We start from the raw sequence: 19,237 nt of genomic DNA on the forward strand, positions 1-19,237 counted from the left end.
GCCGGTCGGCAGCGGCTCCAGCCACGGCACCTCCGGCCGCTCGTCGAGCGGCTTGCCACCCGCCTCGCTGGGGCCGCCGAGGCCGGCCGGTAGCGGCCGCCGCTTGCGGCTCTCCAGCGCGGTGAGGCACGCGCTCGTGGCGATCCGGTACAGCCAGGTGCGCACCGTCGAGCGCCCCTCGAAGCGGTCGAACGCGCGCCAGGCGCGCAGGTAGGTCTCCTGCACGAGGTCCTCGGCGTCGTGCACCGAGCCGAGCATCCGGTAGCAGTGCGCCAGCAGCTCGCGCCGGTACGGGTCGGCCTGGCGCAGGAAGTCCGGCTCCACCGGCCGGTCCTCGACGGGCAAAGCGGACTCCTCTCGGGTTTGCGTACCGGTTGAGACCCGCGCGGGACGCGGAAGTCATCGGTCCTCGCCGAGTTTTCCACGCGGCACCGACACCGAAGGGCCGGACGTGTGGCCGTCCGGCCCTTCGGTGTGAAACGGGCGACCTACCCCCTGGCCGGGTCGCCCGAGCTCTTCTGTTGTGCGGAGTGGAACCGGGCGGCCCGCCGGGAGGCAGGCGGACCGCCCGAGCGGTGGGTCAGGCCGCCATCGCGACGGCCGGAGGGGTGGTGCGGGTCGCGCGCGCGGCGGTCAGGCTCGCCTCGCAGGCGGCGATCAGCTGGTGGTCGGCGCGGGTGGCGGCGCCTCGGTCGCAGCGCGGGCAGTGCAGCGTCACCGTGCGGGTCACCTCGTCCACCGCGATCTCCAGCGCGCGGCGGCACGGGCGGCACCAGCGGTGTCCGGTGACCGGGATGACGTGCAGGTCGCTGTGACCGCACTCGTGGATCCAGCGGCGGTGCGTCCGGCAGGTCAGCCGGTCGAGCGGGTCCAGCCAGCCGGTGTCCTCGGCGTGGTCCTCGGCGGCGAGCGCGTCGGTCAGGCTGGTGCGCGCGAGGGTCGGCTCGGTCCGGTTCTCGACCAGTGTCAGCGTGGCGGTCATCGGACTTTCCCTTCCCTCGGTGGTGCTGTCATAGACACGTCGAAGAGGGGCCGCCCAAAACGACATGCGGTCACGAAAAAGCCACGAAAAATTTCACGAGCCTCGCCGGGACCGCCGGATCGTCACGCACCGCGACACCGAGGTCACCCGCCGGTCGATCGCGTCCGGGGAGAAGACCGCCGACGCGGCGAGGCCGGCCTGGCAGGCAGCAGTCGGGACCACCACCGTGGTGGTCCTCGACCGGCTGCACACCGCTCAGCGCCCGCGCCGCGCGCTTCGGGCCGCGGCGGCACCGGCGGCCACGATCACGATCGCGGCGGTCAGCGCCCAGCGGCGCTTCGCCGCCGTCTCCGGACGTGCCCCTGCGGTCGGCGCGGCGGCCGGTTCGGGCTCGGGACGGTGGAACGCCGTGGGTGGCCGCGCCGGCTTCGGGTGCGGCGTCCGTGCGGGGTTCGCGGCGCTCGGCTTGGCGGGCGCCGGTTCGGGTGCGCGCGGCGCCGATCGGGGTGGTCGCGCGGGTTGCTCCGGGCTCGCCTCGGGCGGCGCTGCCGGCGGCGGCGCGGGCGGCGACGGCGCGGGTGGGGCGGACGGGGGCGGCGGGCTCGGTGACGGCCAGGGCCACGGGCGGGTCGGTGGCGGGCGCTGCGCGATCTCGACCGACGCGGTCGGCCCGGCGGCCGAGGGCAACGCCAGCGCCACCGACACGGCGAGCGTGCCGGCGGCCAGGACGAGGCGCGCGATCACCGCAGCCTGTCCAGTGCGGACACGAACGCGGCCGGCTGGACCGCCGCGCCGCCGCTGTAGGGGTTCTGCAGCTCGTGTGTCGCGAACAGCAGCAGCGTCATCGTGGCCGCGAGCGTCGACACGATCAGGATGTGGGTCAGCGGCCGCGGCCCGCCGAACAGCAGCGGCAGCGCGAGCGACATGAGCGCCCCGGCCACGAGCGCGAACCACACGACCGAGTTGACCCCGCCGCTCGTCACCGTGTTCAGCCGCTCCTGCCGCGCCTGGTACGCCGACCAGAGCCGCTCGGACGCCTCGCTCTTCTGGTCGACGGTCCACTCGTCCCGGGCCGGCGCGGCCGCCACCATCCGGCGCAGGTCGGAGAGCTCCTGCCAGCCCGCGTCGCCCACCGGCCGGCCGTCGCGCATCCGCGGCCACTCGTCCTCGAGCACCGTGCGCGCGTACGACCGCGCCGTCTTCGCGATCTCCACCCGGGCCGGCTCGGGCAGCGAGTCCGCCGCCCACACGGCCGCGACCACGCTGTCCGCCTCGGTGTACGAGCCGTCCTCGGCCGCGCTCGCCCCGTCGAACAAGGAGATCAGCACGAACGCGACGAGCACCGCCTGCAGGCCGCCGACGAGCGTGAAGACCTGGCCGGCCGCCTCGTTGTTCTCGACCGTGCCCTCGGTGGCCCCGATCCGCCGCACCAGGTACGCCACGCACGCGGCCACGAGCGCCGCGCCCGCCACCCACACCAGGCCGCTGACGAAGACGTTCATCGGTCTCGGCGGGTGATGAGCCGGGCGAGCGCCGCCAGCCCGGTCGCGGCCGGTCCCCGGTCCACGGTCGCGAGCTCGTCGAGCGCCAGCGCGACCAACCGGTCGGCCTCCGCCCGGCTCCACGCCCGGCCGCCCGCCGCCTCGATCAACAGCGCGATCCGCCGCAGGTCGGCGTCGTCCAGCTCGTCCGGGCGGCGGTAGAGCGTCGCGAGCGCGCGCCCGGCCGGCGTGGTCGACGCGAGCGCGTAAACCACCGGCAGCGACTTCTTCCGGTTGCGCAGGTCCGAGTACCCCGGCTTGCCGGTCACCGCGGGGTCGCCCCAGATCCCGAGCAGGTCGTCGACGTGCTGGTACGCGAGGCCCACGTGCTCGCCGAACGCGCGCATCCGCTCGTGGTCGCCGCCGCCGAACAGCGCGCCGAGCGCGCACGAGCAGCCGATCAGCGCGGCCGTCTTGCGCAGCGACATCCGCTCGCACTCCGCCGGCTCGACGCTCTCCCGCCGCTCGAACGCCATGTCCGCGCTCTGCCCGTCCACCAGGTCCTGCACCGCGGCCGACAGCATCCGCATGGCCCGTCCGGCGACCGGATGCCCGCTCGCGGCGAGCACGTCCAGGGCGAGGGTGAGCAGCGAGTCCCCGGCCAGGATCGCGGCGCCCGTGCCGAACAGCCGCCACGCGGCCGGCCGGTGGCGGCGGGTCGCGTCGCCGTCCATCACGTCGTCGTGCAGCAGCGAGAAGTTGTGCACCAGCTCGACGGCCACCGCGGCCGGCACCGCCTCGCGCGGCGACCCGCCACCCTGCGCCGTCCCCGCCGCGGCCGACAGCAGCACCAGCGCCGGGCGCACCGCCTTGCCCGCCCGCGCCGGCACGCCGGCGCCGTGCTCGTCCCACCAGCCGAGGTGGTAGCCGGCGATCCGGCGCATCGTGGCCGGCAGCGTGTCCACCGCCGCCCGCAGCGCCGGGTCGACCAGCGCGCGGCTCCACTCCAGCGTCTCCCGGGCCGGGGAGCACCCGGTGGAGACGTCGGGGGCGGCCATCAGCGGCCGATCTCGACGTGTTCGAGGACCCCGAGCGCGTCGGGCACCAGCACGGCCGCGGAGAAGTAGGCGCTGACGAGGTAGGAGATGATCGCCTTCTCGTCGATGCCCATGAACCGCACGTTCATGCCCGGCGCGATCTCGTCGTCGATACCGGTCTCGTGCAGGCCGATCACGCCCTGGTCCGCCTCGCCGGTGCGCATGACGAGGATCGAGCTGAGGTGTCCGTCGGTGATCGGGATCTTGTCGCACGGCAGGATCGGCACGCCCCGCCAGCTCTGCACGACCGTGCCCTCGTGCGGGACGTTCGCCGGGTAGATGCCGCGCTTGGTGCACTCGCGGCGGAACGCGGCGATCGTGCGCGGGTGGGCGAGGAAGAACCGCGACCCGCGCCGACGGGACAGCAGCTCGTCGAGGTCGTCCGGGGTCGGCGGGCCGGTCCGGGTGAACACCCGCTGCCGCAGGTCCGCGTTGTGCAGCAGGCCGAAGTCGCGGTTGTTGACCAGCTCGTGCTCCTGGCGTTCCCGCAACGCCTCGACGGTGAGCCGGACCTGCTGCTCGGTCTGGTTCATCGGGTCGTTGTAGAGGTCCGCGACGCGCGTGTGGACCTTCAGCAGCGTCTGCGCGACGGCCAGCTCGTACTCGCGCGGCGCGAGCTCGTAGTCGGCATACGTGCCGGGCAGCTCGACCTCGCCGGCGTGTCCGGACGAGAGCTCGATCGACGCCTCACCCTGCTTGTTCCGCGTCCCCCGGGGTTTCGCCAGCTCGACGCGGATGTGCTCGCGCAGCGCGCCGGTCTGGCCGGTGAGCTCATGGAACGCGCGGTCCGCGAGCACGAGGACCGTGCACGGGGTGAGTGCCCTGACCGTGAACCCCCAGTCACCCGCGTCCCCGGCCAGCACCTGGTCGCCGAAGTGGGCGCCGTCCGCGAGCACGTCGAGGACGACCGGCTCGCCGTACTCGCCGGTGCCGAGCTTGCGCACCTTTCCGTGCGCCAGCAGGAGGAGCCGGTCCACCGGCCGTCCTCTCTCGACGATCACCTCGCCGGCGTCGAACTCGTGCTGGGTGAACAGTCCGGCGAGCGCGGTGAGCGCGGCCTCGTCGGTGAAGTCGCGCAGCAGGGGCAGCTCGCGCAGCTCCGCCGGCACCACCCGCACGTCGGTGCCGGCGTTGACGAACGTGAGCCGCCCGTCGCCGATCGCGAGGCTCAGCCGGCGGTTGACCCGGTAGGTGCCGCCCTTCGCGTCCACCCACGGCAGCATGCGCAGCAGCCAGCGCGGGGTGACGCCGCGCATCTGCGGGACGGACTTCGTGGTCGTCGTGAGGTTGCGCGCCGCGGCCGTGCTCAGGCTCCGGCGCACCGTCGCCTCGATGCGGACGCCGGTCTCCACGGTCGTCACGTCAGCCCTCCCGGCCGAGCTCGACGTTCTCCAGCACGGCCAGCGCGTCCGGCACCAGAACGGCCGCCGAGTAGTACGCGCTGACCAAATAGGACACGATCGCCCTCGGGCTGATCCCCATGAAGCGCACGGAAAGGCTGGGCTGGTACTCGTCCGGGATGCCGGTCTGGTGCAGCCCGATCACGCCCTGCTGCTCCTCGCCGACGCGCATCAGCATGACCGAGCTCGTGCGGGTGGCCGAGACGCCGATCTTGTTGCACGGGAACAGCGGCACGCCCCGCCAGGCGGGCACCCGGTTGCCGCCGACGTCCACACCGTCCGGGTAGATCCCGCGCCGCGAGCATTCGCGGCCGAACGCGGCGATCGTGCGCGGGTGGGCGAGGAAGAAGCCGGGGTTCTTCCAGACGAGCGCGAGCAGCTCGTCCAGGTCGTCCGGCGTCGGCGGGCCCGTGCGGGTGTGGATCCGCTGGCCGAGGTCCGCGTTCGCGAGCAGGCCGAACTCCGGGTTGTTGACCAGCTCGTGCTCCTGGCGCTCGCGCAGCGCCTCGATGGTCAGCCGCAGCTGCTGCTCGGTCTGGTCCATCGGCTCGTTGTAGAGGTCGGACACGCGGCTGTGCACCCGCAGGACGGTCTGCGCGACCGACAGCTCGTACTCCCGCGGCGCGAGCTCGTAGTCGACGAACGTGCCGGGCAGGTCGGGCTCGCCGGAGTGCCCGGACGCGAGCTCGATCGACGCTTCGCCGTGCGGGTTGGCCTCGGCGGCCGCGCCGGAGCGGAACGCGTCGAGCCGGGCCCGCAGCGACTCGGACCGCTCGACCAGCTCGTCGAACGCCGGCTGGGACAGCATCAGGAGCGTGCCCGGGGTGAGCGCCTTGACCGTGTACTCCCACATGCTGTTCGGGTCGGCCAGCGTCTCGTCGCCGAAGTGGTCGCCGTTCGCGAGCACGCCGAGCACGGTCTCGTCGCCGTAGTGCCCTGGCCCGATCTTGTTGACCTTTCCGTGGGCGATCAGAAATGCCTCGTTCGACTCATGTCCGAACTCGACGATCACGTCGCCGGGCTGGAATTCCCGTCGCTCGAAGCGGTCGGCGAGTGCGGCCAGGATCTCGTCGTCGTCATATCCGCGAAACAGCGGCAGCTCACCCAGCTCCGCGGGAATCACCCGGATTTCCGAACCCGTACCCGTGAACGTGACCCGCCCGTCCCCGACCGCGTAGGTGAGCCGGCGGTTGACCCGGTACGTGCCGCCGGAGACCTGCACCCACGGCAGCATCCGCAGCAGCCAGCGGGACGAGATGCCCTGCATCTGCGGGACGGACTTCTTCGTCGTGGCAAGGTTTCTCGCGGCCTCGGTCGCGAGGCTCTGCCGTCCGTTGCCGTTCGTGTCGAGTCCGGGAGCCGCGGGCTCGGTCACCGTCACTGCGCACACCACCCATCGCGAAATTCCGGGAAAGCCACCTGAATCGCAGCTAACACCGGAATTCCTCGACGGCACAGTCGCCCAACAGTGTGGTCGGCCGCGTGGGAATACCGATGGCCCGCTCCGGGAGGATTCCACTCTTGTCGGTGGTGCGGCGCTGCACCCCGTGTGACGGGTTAGGCCACCCGGGGAATGTGTTGCTCGCGAGCGGGTGGCTGATCGCGGAAGTGAGAGGGACGCGGGTCGCTGAACCGGCCCAGCCGGCGCGCTACTGGCGGTTGATCACCCGGCCCCTGCGCGTCCGGTGCCGGTAGCGCCGAGGACCTGGAACACGACGTGGTGAGACGGCACCCGCGTGGTCTCCGGACGACCGCTCGTCCGTTTTGTCCCAGCTGCTGGTTCGCCGGACAACTATGCTGGCTCGCGATGAGCGCGACCTACTACGCGGACTTCGCACCCGGATCGGGCCGGCGCGCGCCGCGCGCCGCCCTGCACTCCGACGCGCCGTGCATCGACCTGTCCGGCACCTGGCGGTTCCACCTGTCGGGCAGCGCCGACGCGCCCGCGGACTTCGCCGCACCCGGCTTCGACGACTCGGGCTGGCTGGTGCTGCCGGTGCCCTCGCACTGGCCGCTCTACGGGCACGGCTCGCCGTGGTACACGAACGTCGCCTACCCCTTCCCCCTCGACCCGCCCCGCCCACCGGAGGACAACCCGACCGGCGACCACCGGCGCACGTTCGACCTGCCGCCCGGCTGGTCCGGGGACGTGGTGCTGCGGTTCGACGGCGTCGAGTCGTGCGCGAAGGTGTGGCTCAACGGCACCGAGCTCGGCCACTTCACCGGTAGCCGGCTGCCCACCGAGTTCGAGGTCGGCCACGTGCTGCGGCCGGGCCGCAACGTGCTCGCGGTACGGGTGCACCAGTGGTCGGGCGGCAGCTACCTCGAGGACCAGGACCAGTGGTGGCTGCCCGGCATCTTCCGTGGCGTGACCCTGCTGCGCCGCCCGCCCGGCGCGCTCGACGACGTGTTCGTGCGCGCCGACTACGACCACGCGACCGGCGCGGGCACGCTCCGCGTGGACGCGTCGACGCCCGCCGTCGTGTCGGTGCCGGAGCTCGGGATCGCCGGCCTGGCAACGGGTTCGGCCGTGACCGTGCCCGTCGAACCGTGGTCGGCCGAGTCGCCGCGGCTCTACGCCGCGACCGTGGCGACCGACGGGGAGACGGTGTCGCTGCGCGTCGGCTTCCGCACGGTGTCCATCGTGGACGGTGTGCTGCTGGTCAACGGCGAGCCGCTCGCGCTGCGCGGGGTGAACCGCCACGAGTTCCATCCCGACTTCGGGCGCGCGGTCCCGTACGAGACGATGCGCGCCGACGTGCTGCTGATGAAGCAGCACAACGTCAACGCCGTGCGCACCAGCCACTACCCGCCGCACCCCGCGTTCCTCGACCTGTGCGACGAGGCCGGCCTGTGGGTGGTCGGCGAGTGCGACCTGGAGACGCACGGGTTCCTGTTCGCCGGCTGGCGCGACAACCCGTCCGACGACCCGCGGTGGCGGGAGGCGTACCTCGACCGCATGCGGCGCACGGTCGAGCGGGACAAGAACCACCCGAGCGTCGTGCTGTGGTCGCTCGGCAACGAGAGCCACACGGGTGCCAACCTCGCGGCGACCGCGGCGTGGACGCGCGAGCGGGACCCGTCCCGGCCGGTCCACTACGAGGGTGACCACGACTGCGAGTACGTCGACGTGCGCAGCGAGATGTACGCCTCGCACAAGGAGACCGCGGCGATCAGCGAGCAGACCACGATCCCGTTCGTGCAGTGCGAGTACGCGCACGCGATGGGCAACGGGCCGGGCGGGCTCGCCGAGTACGTGGCGCTGTTCGACCGGCACCCGCGCTGCGCCGGCGGGTTCGTGTGGGAGTGGATCGACCACGGGCTGCGGCACCCGGAGCTCGAGTTCGCCTACGGCGGCGACTTCGACGAGCCGCTGCACGACGGCAACTTCGTCATCGACGGCCTGCTGTTCCCCGATCGCACGCCGTCGCCCGGCCTGCTCGACGTGAAGAAGGCCTACGAGCCGGTCCGGTTCACGTTCGGGCCGGACGGGCTGACGGTCACCGCCGTGCGCGGTGACCTGTCCGGCTTGCGTTTCGAGTGGACGGTCGAGCCGGGCGAGGCCGGCGTGTTCGAGGTGCCGGCCACGGGCGGGACCGTGCCGCTGCCGGCGTTCCGCGCGGACGGCGAGGTATGGCTGACCGTGCGGGCCGTGCTGGCCGCGGACACCGCGTGGGCGCACGCCGGGCACGAGGTGGCGTGGGCGCAGCACCGCCTGAACGCACCGGCGCCCATGCCCGCCCCCGTGCCGTCCTCGCGTCTACTTCGGACCGACGGTGGGTACGCGCTCGGCCCGGCGGCGTTCGACCGCACCGGACGGCTCACCACGCTGTCCGGCAGGCCGGTCGCCGGCCCGCGGCTGCAGCTGTGGCGCCCGCCGACCGACAACGACCGCATCGGCCGGTTGCACGAGACCTGGCTCGCGATGGGCCTCCACCGGCTGACCGAGCGGTTCGACGACGTCGAGGCCGGGGAGGAGCTGGTGGTGCGCACCCGGGCGGCCGCGGCGGCGACCGACCGCGCCGTGCGGGTGGCCTACCGCTGGGTCCCGCTGGAGCGGGCGGTCGCGCTCCACGTCGACCTCGACCCGGAGGGCGCGTGGCCGGAGCCGATCGCCAAGCTCGCGATCGCGTTCACCCTGCCGCGCACACTCGACCACGTGCGCTGGTTCGGCCTCGGCCCCGGAGAGTCCTATCCGGACACCGGGCTGGCCGCGCGCGCCGGCCGCTTCCACGCCACGGTCGACGAGCTGCAGACGCCCTACATCCGCCCGCAGGAGAACGGCCGCCGCGCGGGCGTCCGGTGGGCCACGCTGACCGACGCGGCGGGGGACGGCGTCAAGATCACCGGTGCGGAACCGTTCGGCCTGACCGTTCGCCGCTGGTCCGACGCGGCGCTCGCGGCGGCCACGCACCGTAACCAGCTGGTCGCGGGGGAGCACATCGAGCTTTCCGTCGACGTCGGCCACCACGGCATCGGCACGGCCTCGTGCGGGCCCGGAACTTTGCCGAACTACGAGCTTTTCTTGAACAAGACGGCGTTCACGTTCGTGCTGGAGCCGGTCAAACTGGGATGAGCCGTCCCGTTGTGGGGCCGGCCGGTCTCTGCAAGGATGTTGCTCTCGGTAACGACCAAGGGGAGCTTGCAAATGGCGTCTCGTCTCAACCCGTACCTCAGCTTCAACGGCAACGCCCGGCAGGCGATGGAGTTCTACAAGGACGTCTTCGGCGGCGAACTGAACATCAGCACGTTCGGCGATTTCGGCGCTCAGGACAGCCCCGATGCCAACAAGATCATGCACGCACAGCTCGAGGCACCCAACGGATTCGCGCTCATGGGCTCCGACACGCCGGAAGGCATGTCCTACAACCCGGGCGACACGATCACGGTGAGCCTCAGCGGCGACGACACCGCCGAGCTGCACGGCTACTGGGAAAAGCTGGCGGCGGCCGGCAAGGTCACCATGCCCCTCGAAAAGCAGATGTGGGGCGACGAGTTCGGCATGGTCGTCGACCAGTTCGGCACTCCGTGGATGGTGAACATCTCGCAGCCGCAGGGCTGATCCCGGCGATAACGGCGACTCGAGCCCGCCACGGACGGCGGCCTCGAGTCGCCTGCGCCCGCAACCGTCACGTGACCGGCCTTTCCGGTGCACGCGGCGAATATCCGGGTGAACTCCCGGCTCGACTGGCCGATACCGCCGCACGAGTCCGCGCCGCCGCCCGTGCACGCGGGGCGAATCACGGTGCCGCCCCGCCCGCGGGGCGGCACCGTGTTCGTCGATTGGACAGCTCAACCGACGGTCCACTTCTGGTTGGCGCCGCCGGTGCAGCTCCAGATCTGCAGGCGAGTGCCGTTGGCGGAGCTGTTGTTCGTGGCGTCGAGGCACTTGTTCGCCGCGATGTTGACGATGTCCCGTGCGCCGGTCACCGTCCAGCGTTGCGCGCCGGAGCCGTTGCAGTCGTACAGCTGAACCTTCGCGCCGTCGGCGGTCGAGCCGCCGGTGACGTCCATGCACTTGCCGAGCGCACGGATCGAGCCGTCGGCGTTCACGGTCCACTGCTGCGCGGCCGTGCCGTTGCAGTCCCACAGCTGGATCGGCGTGCCGTTGGCGGGGCTCGCGCCGGCGACGTCGACGCACTTGCCGCCGACACCGGTGATCCGGCCGCCGCCACCGCCGCCCCCGCCACCGCCGTCGGTGGTGACGCGGACGTAGTCGACGGTCAGCGTGTTCGGGAACGGCGTGCCGGCGTTCGGGTCACCGGGCCAGTACCCGCCGACCGCGAGGTTGAGGATGATGAAGAACGGGTGGTCGAAGACCCACTGCCGGCCGCCGAGGTCGGCGGGAGTCCTTGTCTGGTAGACGTTTCCGTCCACCGACCAGACGAGCCGGTTCGGCGACCAGTCGAGCGCGAACGTGTGGAACCCGTCGGCGAACGCGCCGCCGATCGAGTAGCCCGCGCCGATGCCGCCCGAGCCGGAGTAGCCGGGGCCGTGGATCGTGCCGTGCACGGTCGACGGCTCGAAGCCGACGTTCTCCATGATGTCGATCTCGCCGCTCTGCGGCCAGCCGACGCTGCCGATGTTGTTGCCCAGCAACCAGAACGCGGGCCACATGCCCTGGCCGCGGGACATCTTGAGCCGGGTCTCGAAGTGGCCGTAGGCCTGGGTGAACCTCCCGGACGTGTTGAGCCGGGCGGAGGTGTACTCGCACCGGCCGTACCAGCACTGATAGTTGCCGGGGTTGTCCCGCCGGGCCGTGATCACCAGGTTGCCCTGGCCGTCGTGGACGGCGTTGCTGGTGGAGTTGGTGTAGTACTGCCGCTCGTGGTTGTTGACGTTGTCGCCGGTCTCCATGACCCACTTGGAGCCGTCGACCGGGGTGCCCGCGGGCGCGTTGAACTCGTCCGCGAACGTCGTGGCCAGGATCCCGACGTCGGCCTTCCCGGCGGGCGTGGCCGCTTGGCCGGGTGCCCCGGCCGCGGGAGAGCCCGTCGCCACGGCGGCGCCGAGTAGAGCCGAGGCGAGGACGGTCAGCAGGGCGGGATATCTGAATCGTCGTGAGCAGGGGTGTGAGGACATCTTTGTCACCACCGACGAGTAGGTTTGTTGTCCCTGACAACAAAGGATGCCATGGTCTAGACCAGCCGGACAAGAGTTGGGCGACGATTTTCGAAACCGGTTCCGGTCCCGGCTTCGGAACCGGCGTTTAAGTGATCGGTTAACGGCGGGGTTCCCGTCGCCCGCGGCCCGCGTAGCCTTGCTCGTGGAGGTGGTTCGCGGTGAGCGATGAGGCTCTGACGGTGCTGCGGGACATCTGGCACGCGCGGGAGCAGTCCGCCGCCGACCTCGACGCCGCACTCGGCCATCACGGCCGGGGCAAGGCGTGCAAGGCGATGAAGCATGTCGGGTTCGGCGGGGCGGCCGAGCCGGTGGACGAGGACATGCGTGCCGCGTGGCGGGCGAAGCTCGAGCGCGAGGGCAAGCTGCGAGCGGGCGGCCAGAGCGTCGCCGACCTGCTGTCCGAGCGTGCCGACCGGCCCTCGTGAAGTCCGTCGCGGAGCTGGCCGAGACGCTTCGCCGGGGTGCCTACCTGGCCGACCGCGGCCTCGCCACCGCCGTGTACGTGTCGCTGTCCTTGCGCCGCCCGCTGCTGCTCGAGGGTGAGGTCGGTGTCGGCAAGACCGAGATCGCGAAGGTGCTCGCGTCGGTGCTTCGCCGGGACCTGATCCGGCTGCAGTGCTACGAGGGCATCGACACCGCCCAGGCGCTCTACGAGTGGGACTACGCCCGCCAGCTGCTGCACATCCGCGCGCTGTCCGAGCCGGGGTCGGCGGATGTCCGGGAGCTCTTCGGGCCGGACTTCCTGCTGGAGCGGCCGTTGCTGAAGGCGGTGCGCGCGGGCGAGCGGTGCGTGCTGCTGATCGACGAGATCGACCGGGCCGACGACGAGTTCGAGGCGTTCCTGCTGGAGGTGCTGTCGGACTTCCAGATCAGCATCCCGGAGATCGGCACGATCGCGTCGGCCGAGCCGCCGCTGGTGATCCTCACGTCGAACCGCACGCGCGAGCTGCACGACGCGCTCAAGCGGCGATGCATGTACCACTGGATCGACTACCCGGCACCGGACCGCGAGGTCGAGATCGTGCTGCTGCGCGAGCCGGCCGTGTCGGAGGCGCTGGCCCGCAAGGTGGTGGCGGCGGTGAACCGGCTGCGCGAGCTGGACCTCGCCAAGCCGCCGGGCGTCGCGGAGACCATCGACTGGGCGCGCACGCTGGACTTCCTCGGTGAGACCTCGCTGACGCCGGCCGTCGCCGCGGACACGCTGGGCGCGGTGGTCAAGGAGCGGGACGACCTCGAGCTGGTGCGCGAGTCGCTCGGGGAGATCGTCCCGGATGCCTGAGTTCGTCCGGCTGCTGGTGGACTTCTCGCGGGAGCTGCGGACCGAGGGGCTCGCCGTCGGCACCGGTGACGTGCAGGCGTTCTGCGGGGCGCTCGCCACGCTGGACCCGGCCGATCTCGTCGACCTGTACTGGGCGGGGCGGACCACGCTCGTCAACCGGCGCGACGACCTCGCCCCGTACGACGAGGTGTTCCACCGGTTCTTCCTCGGCGCCGCGGCGCCGCCCGCCGCCCTGCTCGAGCTGAAGGCCACGCCGGCCGGCGCCGTCGCGGAGTCGACGTTCGTGGTGCCCGCGACCGAGCCGGGCACGTCGGAGACCGAGGAGGCCTCGCTCGGCTTGCTGGCGTCCACAGTGGACGTCATGCGGCACCGGTCGTTCGCGGAGTGCACGGACGACGAGCTCGCGCTGCTGCGCCGGATCATGGCACGCATCCGGCTGACCCCGCCGCGTCGCGTGACCCGCCGTACCCGCCCGGCCACGTCCGGGCGCGCGCTCGACATGCGGCGGACCGTGCGCCGGTCGATGCGCACGCACGGCGAGCTGGTGTCGTTGTACTGGCGGCGGCGCCGGGTACGGCCGCGGCCGCTGGTGCTGGTGCTGGACGTGTCGGGCTCGATGGCGGACTACTCGCGGGCGTTGCTGCAGTTCGCCCACTCGACGCGGCGGGCGGCCCGGCGGGTGGAGGTGTTCTGCTTCGGCACGCGGCTGACGTGCATCACGCGTGCGTTGCGGACCCGGTCGCCGGACGAGGCGCTGCGGCAGGCGGCGCTCGCGGTGATCGACTGGGAGGGCGGAACGCGGATCGGGGCGTCGGTGGACGCGTTCGTGCGGCGGTGGGGCCGGCGCGGGGTGTGCCGGGGCGGGATCGTGGTGATCTGCTCGGACGGCCTGGACCGCGGCGATCCCTCGCTGCTGGAGAAGTCGATGGCGCGGCTGTCCCGGTTGTGCCACCAGGTGGTCTGGCTCAACCCCCACGGTTCCTCGGGCGCGCGCTCGGTGGGCATGATGGTGGCCGAACCGTACGTGGACCACGTGCTGTCCGGCCACGACCTGGCGAGCCTGGAGGACTTCGCCGCCCTCCTGCCCACACTGTCCTGAAAGGACCTTCGATGATCCGCTGGAGCGTAGGCCTGGAAGCCGAGGGCGACCGCGACATGTCCCACGACGAGATCCTGGCCCTCGCGGACGCGGTGGCGGGCAGCGGCGGGATCGCGACGGGCATCGGCACGCCTCGATACGGCGCGCAGCTGGTGGTCGAGGCATCGTCCCGGGAGGAGGCGGTGTCGAAGGCGCGCGCGGAGTTCGAGTCGGCGGTCCGTTCGGCGGAGCTGCCGAAGTGGCCGGTCACCCGGGTGGAGGTCGTGAACGAAGAAGAGGAGTTCGAGGGCTGACCGCGTTCCCACGCGGCTTCCGTGCGCTCACGTCGGGTCCTTCGGTGTCGTGAGTGGCTTCGTGGTTCTGGCTTCGTATTCGCCTATCCAGCGGTCTTCCCACGACCTGTCGTACTGCTGGGTGTTGCAGCTCGGCTTGTAGACGGCTATCAGCTCGCGGGCTATCTGCTCCCGGTGGGCGCGGGTGCCACCCGGGACCTCGAACGTGGCGATGTGGACCTTCCACTTCGACCCCGCGCGTTTGAGCCAGCAGGACGCCCTCGGGTGCTGGAAGGGGAACCGCTCCGCGGAGAGGTCGTCGCTGTGGGCTACGTACGTCACCGCGTACCGGTCGGGGCGCTCGTCGGGGGACGGGCGGTACAGGATCACATAGACCGCGGCCGCCGGGGGCGGGGTCCAGCCCCCGAGCAGCCGCGGTCCTTCGAACAGGTAGCCCGCGAGGGTGCCGAGGCGGATCATCCCGGCTTGAAGCCCACCGAGTCGTGCAGGCGGGAGCGACGGCTGCCGGACGCCGGCTTCGCGACCGGGGAGCGCGTCGGAGTGGGCGACACGTTCGCCACGATCTGCTCGGCGAACCCGTACAGCAGCGGCAGCGCCGATGCCACCACCTTGCCCGTGCGGTTGATGTGCGCCACGCCCGGCACGATGTCGACGGCATGCTTGTTGACCGTCTTCACGTGCTCCGAGCACTTCTCCAGGTTCGTCGCGATCCGGGTCAGCAGCGAGCCGATCCAGAACAGGAAGAACGCCAGCCCGGCGATCAGCACCACGATCTCCACGACCGTCAGCACAACCAGCGTCGACTCGCTCATGAGGACTCTCCGGACGTGGTCGCCGGAACGGGCTCGGCCGGCTCGGCCGGCGCGGGCGGTGCGGACGTCGACGGCCCCGTCGCCAGCACCGCGCGGCCCAGGAACAGGTGGTGCTGCAGGCCTTCGGCGAGCACCGCGTCCACCCGGTCCGCCGTCTGCGGGATCAACGCGGCGTGCCGGGTGTTCTCGGTGACCCGCTCGAGCGTGTCGCGCACCGCGGCCACCCGCTTGTCGATCAGCTTGACGTAGTAGACGAGCAGGCTGAGCAGTGCGACCACGGCCAGGATCACGATCAGGCCGAGCAGCAGTATCACCGACCAGTAGGTGAGTTCGTTGTCCGCAAGGGCGACAGCCATGGTCATCCTCCCAACCGGTGCCGGCCGCGCTCGAGCCCGGCGACGATCGTCTCGGCGTGGTCGATGGTCGTCGTCAGCGCGCCGAGTGGCGCGGTGTTCTCCTCCGCCTGCCGCAGGGCCGCGTCGATCCGCGGCGCCTGCTTCCCGATCCGGTACGCCAGCACGATGATCGGGGTGACCAGCGCGACCACGGCGACCACGACCACGAGCCCGATGACGAGCCCGACGTTCCAGCCGGTGAGGTCGGCGTCCTGGGCGAGGTTCATGTCAGACTCCCTCGGTCCAGTCGCGCACCGGCTTCAGCGTGGCGTTCACGGAGACCAGGCGGGCCGGCACCGTGCTGGTGCGCTCGGCGATCGACTCGACGCCACCGGTGAGCGTGTCGAGCGTGCGCCTCACGTGTGTCAAGTGGACGATCACGCGGATCAGGGCGACCGCGGTCAGCCCGATGATCAGCGTCGCGGCCACGAGCGTGACCCAGGCTACGGCAGGCATCAGCCCTCCAGGAGTTTCTGCACGCTGCCGGCGTAGCGAACCGCGCCGACCTGGACTTCCTTGATCGTCTCGTCCGTCGTGGCGAGCAGCCCGGACACCGGCGCCAGGCCGTCGTCGAGCGCCACCCCGTCGGCGAGGATCTCGTCGGCGGCGTCGCGGATCCGCTCGACCGCGGCGAGGATCCGGTTCAGCAGGAAGATCACCACCGGCAGTACCACGACGAGCAACGCGATCGCGCCGATCCACCACAGAGCCATGGTCAGCCCGCCTCCCCGGAATCAAAAGTGTTGGTCGCCGTGGGCTTATGGCCGCCCGTCCGGGACGTACTCGTGGTCGCGTCGCGTCTCGTTCCCCTGAGGTGCGGTTGGTGGACACGCGGCTCCAGTGCGGTCATGACCGCCCCATTGCGGCTCGGCGGCGGGTGTTCGAACCGAAGAACCGCCAGAACACCCGTTTCAGTGCGGTCATGGCCGCGGTGAGGCCGATCCCGAGGCCGCTGGCCGAGCTCACCTGGCCGGCCGCGCGCTCCTCGCCACGCAGCCACCGCGGGATGTCCTCGGCGGCGTTGCGGGAGAACTGCTGCACGAGGACGTTGGTGACATCGGTGATCATGCCGCGGCCGTACTGCGCGGCCGCGCCGGAGACCTGCAGGTCCTGCGCGATGTTCACCTTCGTGCCGCCCGCGGCCTTCGCCAGCGTCGCGGTGAGCACCATCGCCGCCTGGCCGCGGCCGCGCTCGTCGGCGCCCGCGGCGTTGATGACGGCCTTGTGGTTGGCCTCGTCCCGCTCGACGATCTCCACGTCACCGGCGAACCGCATCGACACCGGGCCCATCTTGATCGTGACCCGGCCCTTGTAGCTGTTCTCGTCGAGCACCTCGGTCAGCTCCGTACCGGGCAGGTTCGGCGCCATCCGCGGCACGTCGAGCAGGTAGTCCCACACCTTCTCGACCGGCGCGGGCACCTCGAAATCGCTGTTGATGAGCATCAGTCCGCCCTCACCGGTGGCGCCCCGGAGATGTCCGCGCGCGTGTTGATGGCCTCCCACACCCGGTCGGGCAGCAACGGCATGTCGATGTTGCGCACCCCGGTGTCGGACAAGGCATCCAGCACCGCGTTCACGTACGCCGCCGGCCCGCCGACCGCCGCGCACTCGCCGACGCCCTTCGCGCCGATCGGGTGGTGCGGGCAGGGCGTGACGACTTCGTGCAGCTCGAAACCCGGTGTCTCCCAAGCGGTCGGCAGCAGGTAGTCCATATAGTTCGAGCCGACGCAGTTGCCTTCCTCGTCGAACGTGATGAACTGCATGTTCGACATCGCGTACGCCTCGGTGAGCCCGCCCATGATCTGTCCCTCGACGATCATCGGGTTGATGCGCACGCCGCAGTCGTCGACGGCGACGAACCGCAGCACGTCCCACACGCCCGTCTCCGGGTCCACCTCGACGGTCGCGATGTAGCAGGCGAACGGCCAGGTGAGGTTCGGCGGATCGTAGTAGGCGTTGTTCTCCAGGCCCGGCTCCATGCCGTCGGGCATGTTGCCGTACGCGGCCATCGCGCACTCCTGGATCGTCACGCCGCGGTCCGGTGCGCTGCGCACGTAGAACCGGCCCAGCTCCCACTCGACGTCCTCTTCGGACACTTCCAGCAGGTGCGCGGCCAGCTTCCGTGCCTTGGCCCGGATCTTGCGCGCGACCATGGCCACCGCGGCTCCGGCTACCGGCGTTGAGCGCGACGCGTACGTGCCCATGCCGAACGGCGCGGTGTCCGTGTCGCCCTCCTCGACCATGACGTCCGCGGCCGGGATGCCGAGCTCGTGCGCGACGATCTGCGCCCACGTGGTCTCGTGCCCCTGGCCCTGCGTCTTCGCGCCGGTGCGCAGGATCGCCTTGCCGGTCGGGTGCACGCGCAACTCGGCCGAGTCGAACATCTTGATGCCGAGGATGTCGTACTCGCGGCTGTTGCCGGCGCCGAGCGGCTCGGTCATCGTCGAGATCCCGAGGCCCAGCCGCCGCCCGCGCTTGGCCGCTTCCGCCTTGTCCGTCAGGAACTGCTCGTACCCGATCGCCGCCAGCCCGATGTCCAGGCACTTGTGGTACTGCCCGGAGTCGGTGAGGAAGCCGAACGGCGTCCGGTACGGGAACTGGTCGTCCCGCACGAGGTTCCGCCGGCGGAACTCGGCGGGGTCCAGGCCGAGGTCCGCGGCCGCGGCGGCGATCATGCGCTCCTGGAAGTACATCGCCTCGGTGACCCGGAAGGAACACCGGTAGGCGACGCCGCCGGGCGCCTTGTTGGTGTACGCCCCGCGTGCCGTGATGTGCCCGACGGGAATGTCGTAGCAGGCGAACGCGGAGTGCACGAGGCCGATCTTGAACTTGCTCGGCTGCGCGTCGGAGAAGAACGCGCCCTGGTCGGTGTCCGCGTGGAACCGCGCGGCGAGGATCTTGCCGTCGGCGCGCAGCGCCAGCTCGCCGTCGAAGTACATGTCGCGAGCGAACCCGGTGGAGATCAGGTTGCCGAACTTGTCCTCGATCCACTTCACCGGCTTGCCCAGCAGGATCGAGCACAGGATCGAGCAGACGTATCCGGGGTAGACCGGGACCTTGTTGCCGAACCCGCCGCCGATGTCCGGCGAGATGATCCGGATCATGTGCTCCGGCAGCTCGGCCACGAGCGCCACCGCGGCACGGATGATGTGCGGGGCCTGGGTCGTCATGTAGACGGTCAGCTTCTGCGTCGCCGGGTCGAAGTTGGCGATCGAGCCGCAGCACTCGATCGGCGACGGGTGCGAGCGCGGGTAGTGCAGCTTCAGCCGCGACACCACGTCCGCCTGCTCGAACGCGCGGTCGGTGGCCGCCTTGTCGCCGACCTCCCACTGGTAGCAGACGTTGTCGGTCTGCCCCTCCTTGTCGTCGCGGATCAGCGGCGCGCCCGGGGCGAGTGACTGCTCCGGGTTCACGATCGCGGGCAGCGGCTCGTACTCCACGTCGATGGCCTCGCAGCCGTCCTTCGCGATGTACGGGTCGTCGGCCACGACGACCGCGATCTCCTGGCCCTGGAAGCGGACCTTGTCGGTCGCCAGCACGGCCTGCGTGTCGTAGGACAGCGTCGGCATCCACGCGAGGTTGCGCTGCGCGGCCATCTCGCCGGTCAGCACCAGCCGCACGCCGGGGATCTCCCAGGCCTTGCTGGTGTCGATCGACTTGATGCGCGCGTGCGCCACGGGGCTGCGCAGGATCTCCATGTGCAGCATGCCGGGCAGCACGATGTCGTCGGTGTAGTTGCCCTTGCCGCGGATGAAGCGGTTGTCCTCGACCCGCT

The 19,237-nt window shown here is 71.4% G+C and carries 23 protein-coding genes; 6 read left to right on the top strand and 17 right to left on the bottom strand.

Translation table 11 applies throughout. From position 1 onward, the window contains the following. The 8 genes from VH969_RS19995 to VH969_RS20030 form a co-directional block, all read right to left on the bottom strand. Positions 1-345, bottom strand: a 345-nt coding sequence (locus VH969_RS19995; RefSeq protein ID WP_331976397.1) for a sigma-70 family RNA polymerase sigma factor, incomplete at its 3' end; no start/stop codon positions are given. Positions 346-580: 235 nt separating this feature from the next. Beyond that, the gene (locus VH969_RS20000; protein WP_331976399.1) at positions 581-982 is read right to left on the bottom strand and encodes a hypothetical protein; all 402 of its coding nucleotides are present in this window, start codon (positions 980-982) and stop codon (positions 581-583) included. Between the two features lie 93 nt (positions 983-1,075). Continuing rightward, the gene (locus VH969_RS20005; RefSeq protein WP_331976401.1) at positions 1,076-1,207 is read right to left on the bottom strand and encodes a hypothetical protein; all 132 of its coding nucleotides are present in this window, start codon (positions 1,205-1,207) and stop codon (positions 1,076-1,078) included. A 30-nt stretch (positions 1,208-1,237) separates the two neighbouring features. Beyond that, entirely contained in the window at positions 1,238-1,726 is a 489-nt protein-coding gene (locus tag VH969_RS20010) for a hypothetical protein (RefSeq protein WP_331976403.1), read from the bottom strand. Beyond that, the gene (locus VH969_RS20015) at positions 1,723-2,484 is read right to left on the bottom strand and encodes a bestrophin-like domain (protein WP_331976405.1); all 762 of its coding nucleotides are present in this window, start codon (positions 2,482-2,484) and stop codon (positions 1,723-1,725) included. Before VH969_RS20015 ends, VH969_RS20010 begins: the two co-directional genes overlap by 4 nt. Next, positions 2,481-3,521, bottom strand: coding sequence for a family 2 encapsulin nanocompartment cargo protein polyprenyl transferase (locus VH969_RS20020; protein WP_331976407.1), 1,041 nt, complete (start codon positions 3,519-3,521; stop codon positions 2,481-2,483). The genes VH969_RS20015 and VH969_RS20020 overlap by 4 nt, the downstream gene beginning before the upstream one ends. After that, on the bottom strand, positions 3,521-4,921 hold the full coding sequence (locus VH969_RS20025) for a family 2B encapsulin nanocompartment shell protein (protein ID WP_331976409.1): 1,401 nt from the start codon (positions 4,919-4,921) through the stop codon (positions 3,521-3,523). Before VH969_RS20025 ends, VH969_RS20020 begins: the two co-directional genes overlap by 1 nt. 1 nt (position 4,922) lies before the next feature. Next, entirely contained in the window at positions 4,923-6,341 is a 1,419-nt protein-coding gene (locus tag VH969_RS20030; protein WP_331976411.1) for a family 2B encapsulin nanocompartment shell protein, read from the bottom strand. Positions 6,342-6,767: 426 nt separating this feature from the next. On the opposite strand from VH969_RS20030, the gene VH969_RS20035 reads away from it, so the two are divergent. Together VH969_RS20035 and VH969_RS20040 are read left to right on the top strand one after the other, a co-directional pair. Further along, positions 6,768-9,536 (top strand): glycoside hydrolase family 2 TIM barrel-domain containing protein, encoded by a 2,769-nt coding sequence (locus tag VH969_RS20035; RefSeq protein ID WP_331976413.1) that lies wholly within the window; start codon positions 6,768-6,770, stop codon positions 9,534-9,536. A gap of 72 nt (positions 9,537-9,608) precedes the next feature. Further along, positions 9,609-10,022, top strand: a complete 414-nt coding sequence (locus tag VH969_RS20040) for a VOC family protein (RefSeq protein ID WP_331976415.1) — start codon at positions 9,609-9,611, stop codon at positions 10,020-10,022. A 230-nt stretch (positions 10,023-10,252) separates the two neighbouring features. Here the strand turns inward: VH969_RS20040 and VH969_RS20045 are convergent, their stop codons facing one another. Further along, on the bottom strand, positions 10,253-11,542 hold the full coding sequence (locus tag VH969_RS20045) for an RICIN domain-containing protein (RefSeq protein WP_331976417.1): 1,290 nt from the start codon (positions 11,540-11,542) through the stop codon (positions 10,253-10,255). A gap of 200 nt (positions 11,543-11,742) precedes the next feature. Between VH969_RS20045 and VH969_RS20050 the strand changes: the two genes are divergently transcribed. The 4 genes from VH969_RS20050 to VH969_RS20065 are packed head-to-tail and all read left to right on the top strand — an operon-like array spanning position 11,743 to position 14,255. After that, the gene (locus VH969_RS20050) at positions 11,743-12,009 is read left to right on the top strand and encodes a hypothetical protein (RefSeq protein WP_331976419.1); all 267 of its coding nucleotides are present in this window, start codon (positions 11,743-11,745) and stop codon (positions 12,007-12,009) included. Next, positions 12,006-12,863: an AAA family ATPase gene (locus VH969_RS20055; protein WP_331976421.1), complete on the top strand. Its 858-nt coding sequence runs from the start codon at positions 12,006-12,008 to the stop codon at positions 12,861-12,863. Before VH969_RS20050 ends, VH969_RS20055 begins: the two co-directional genes overlap by 4 nt. After that, on the top strand, positions 12,856-13,962 hold the full coding sequence (locus tag VH969_RS20060; protein WP_331976423.1) for a vWA domain-containing protein: 1,107 nt from the start codon (positions 12,856-12,858) through the stop codon (positions 13,960-13,962). The genes VH969_RS20055 and VH969_RS20060 overlap by 8 nt, the downstream gene beginning before the upstream one ends. Before the next feature lie 11 nt (positions 13,963-13,973). Next, positions 13,974-14,255: a hypothetical protein gene (locus VH969_RS20065; RefSeq protein WP_331976425.1), complete on the top strand. Its 282-nt coding sequence runs from the start codon at positions 13,974-13,976 to the stop codon at positions 14,253-14,255. Between the two features lie 27 nt (positions 14,256-14,282). Here VH969_RS20065 and VH969_RS20070 read toward each other — a convergent pair whose 3' ends face one another. The 8 genes from VH969_RS20070 to VH969_RS20105 all read right to left on the bottom strand — a co-directional run. Then, the gene (locus tag VH969_RS20070) at positions 14,283-14,714 is read right to left on the bottom strand and encodes a hypothetical protein (RefSeq protein WP_331976427.1); all 432 of its coding nucleotides are present in this window, start codon (positions 14,712-14,714) and stop codon (positions 14,283-14,285) included. Continuing rightward, positions 14,711-15,067: a hypothetical protein gene (locus tag VH969_RS20075; protein ID WP_331976429.1), complete on the bottom strand. Its 357-nt coding sequence runs from the start codon at positions 15,065-15,067 to the stop codon at positions 14,711-14,713. Before VH969_RS20075 ends, VH969_RS20070 begins: the two co-directional genes overlap by 4 nt. Next, positions 15,064-15,423: a hypothetical protein gene (locus VH969_RS20080; protein WP_331976431.1), complete on the bottom strand. Its 360-nt coding sequence runs from the start codon at positions 15,421-15,423 to the stop codon at positions 15,064-15,066. The genes VH969_RS20075 and VH969_RS20080 overlap by 4 nt, the downstream gene beginning before the upstream one ends. Positions 15,424-15,425: 2 nt before the next feature. Beyond that, positions 15,426-15,689 carry a hypothetical protein gene (locus tag VH969_RS20085; RefSeq protein WP_331976433.1) on the bottom strand — a complete coding sequence of 88 codons (264 nt, stop codon included), beginning with the start codon at positions 15,687-15,689 and terminating at the stop codon, positions 15,426-15,428. 1 nt (position 15,690) lies between these two features. Continuing rightward, the gene (locus VH969_RS20090) at positions 15,691-15,918 is read right to left on the bottom strand and encodes a hypothetical protein (RefSeq protein ID WP_331976435.1); all 228 of its coding nucleotides are present in this window, start codon (positions 15,916-15,918) and stop codon (positions 15,691-15,693) included. Next, complete coding sequence (locus tag VH969_RS20095; protein WP_331976437.1) at positions 15,918-16,175, bottom strand: hypothetical protein; 258 nt, start codon at positions 16,173-16,175, stop codon at positions 15,918-15,920. The genes VH969_RS20090 and VH969_RS20095 overlap by 1 nt, the downstream gene beginning before the upstream one ends. A 133-nt stretch (positions 16,176-16,308) precedes the next feature. Continuing rightward, complete coding sequence (locus VH969_RS20100) at positions 16,309-16,905, bottom strand: SRPBCC family protein (RefSeq protein ID WP_331976439.1); 597 nt, start codon at positions 16,903-16,905, stop codon at positions 16,309-16,311. Continuing rightward, positions 16,905-19,237, bottom strand: a 2,333-nt coding sequence (locus tag VH969_RS20105) for an aerobic carbon-monoxide dehydrogenase large subunit (protein ID WP_331976441.1), incomplete at its 5' end; no start/stop codon positions are given. The genes VH969_RS20100 and VH969_RS20105, both read right to left, overlap by 1 nt.

This window comes from Actinophytocola sp., assembly GCF_036555685.1.
Lineage (GTDB): Bacteria > Actinomycetota > Actinomycetes > Mycobacteriales > Pseudonocardiaceae > Actinophytocola.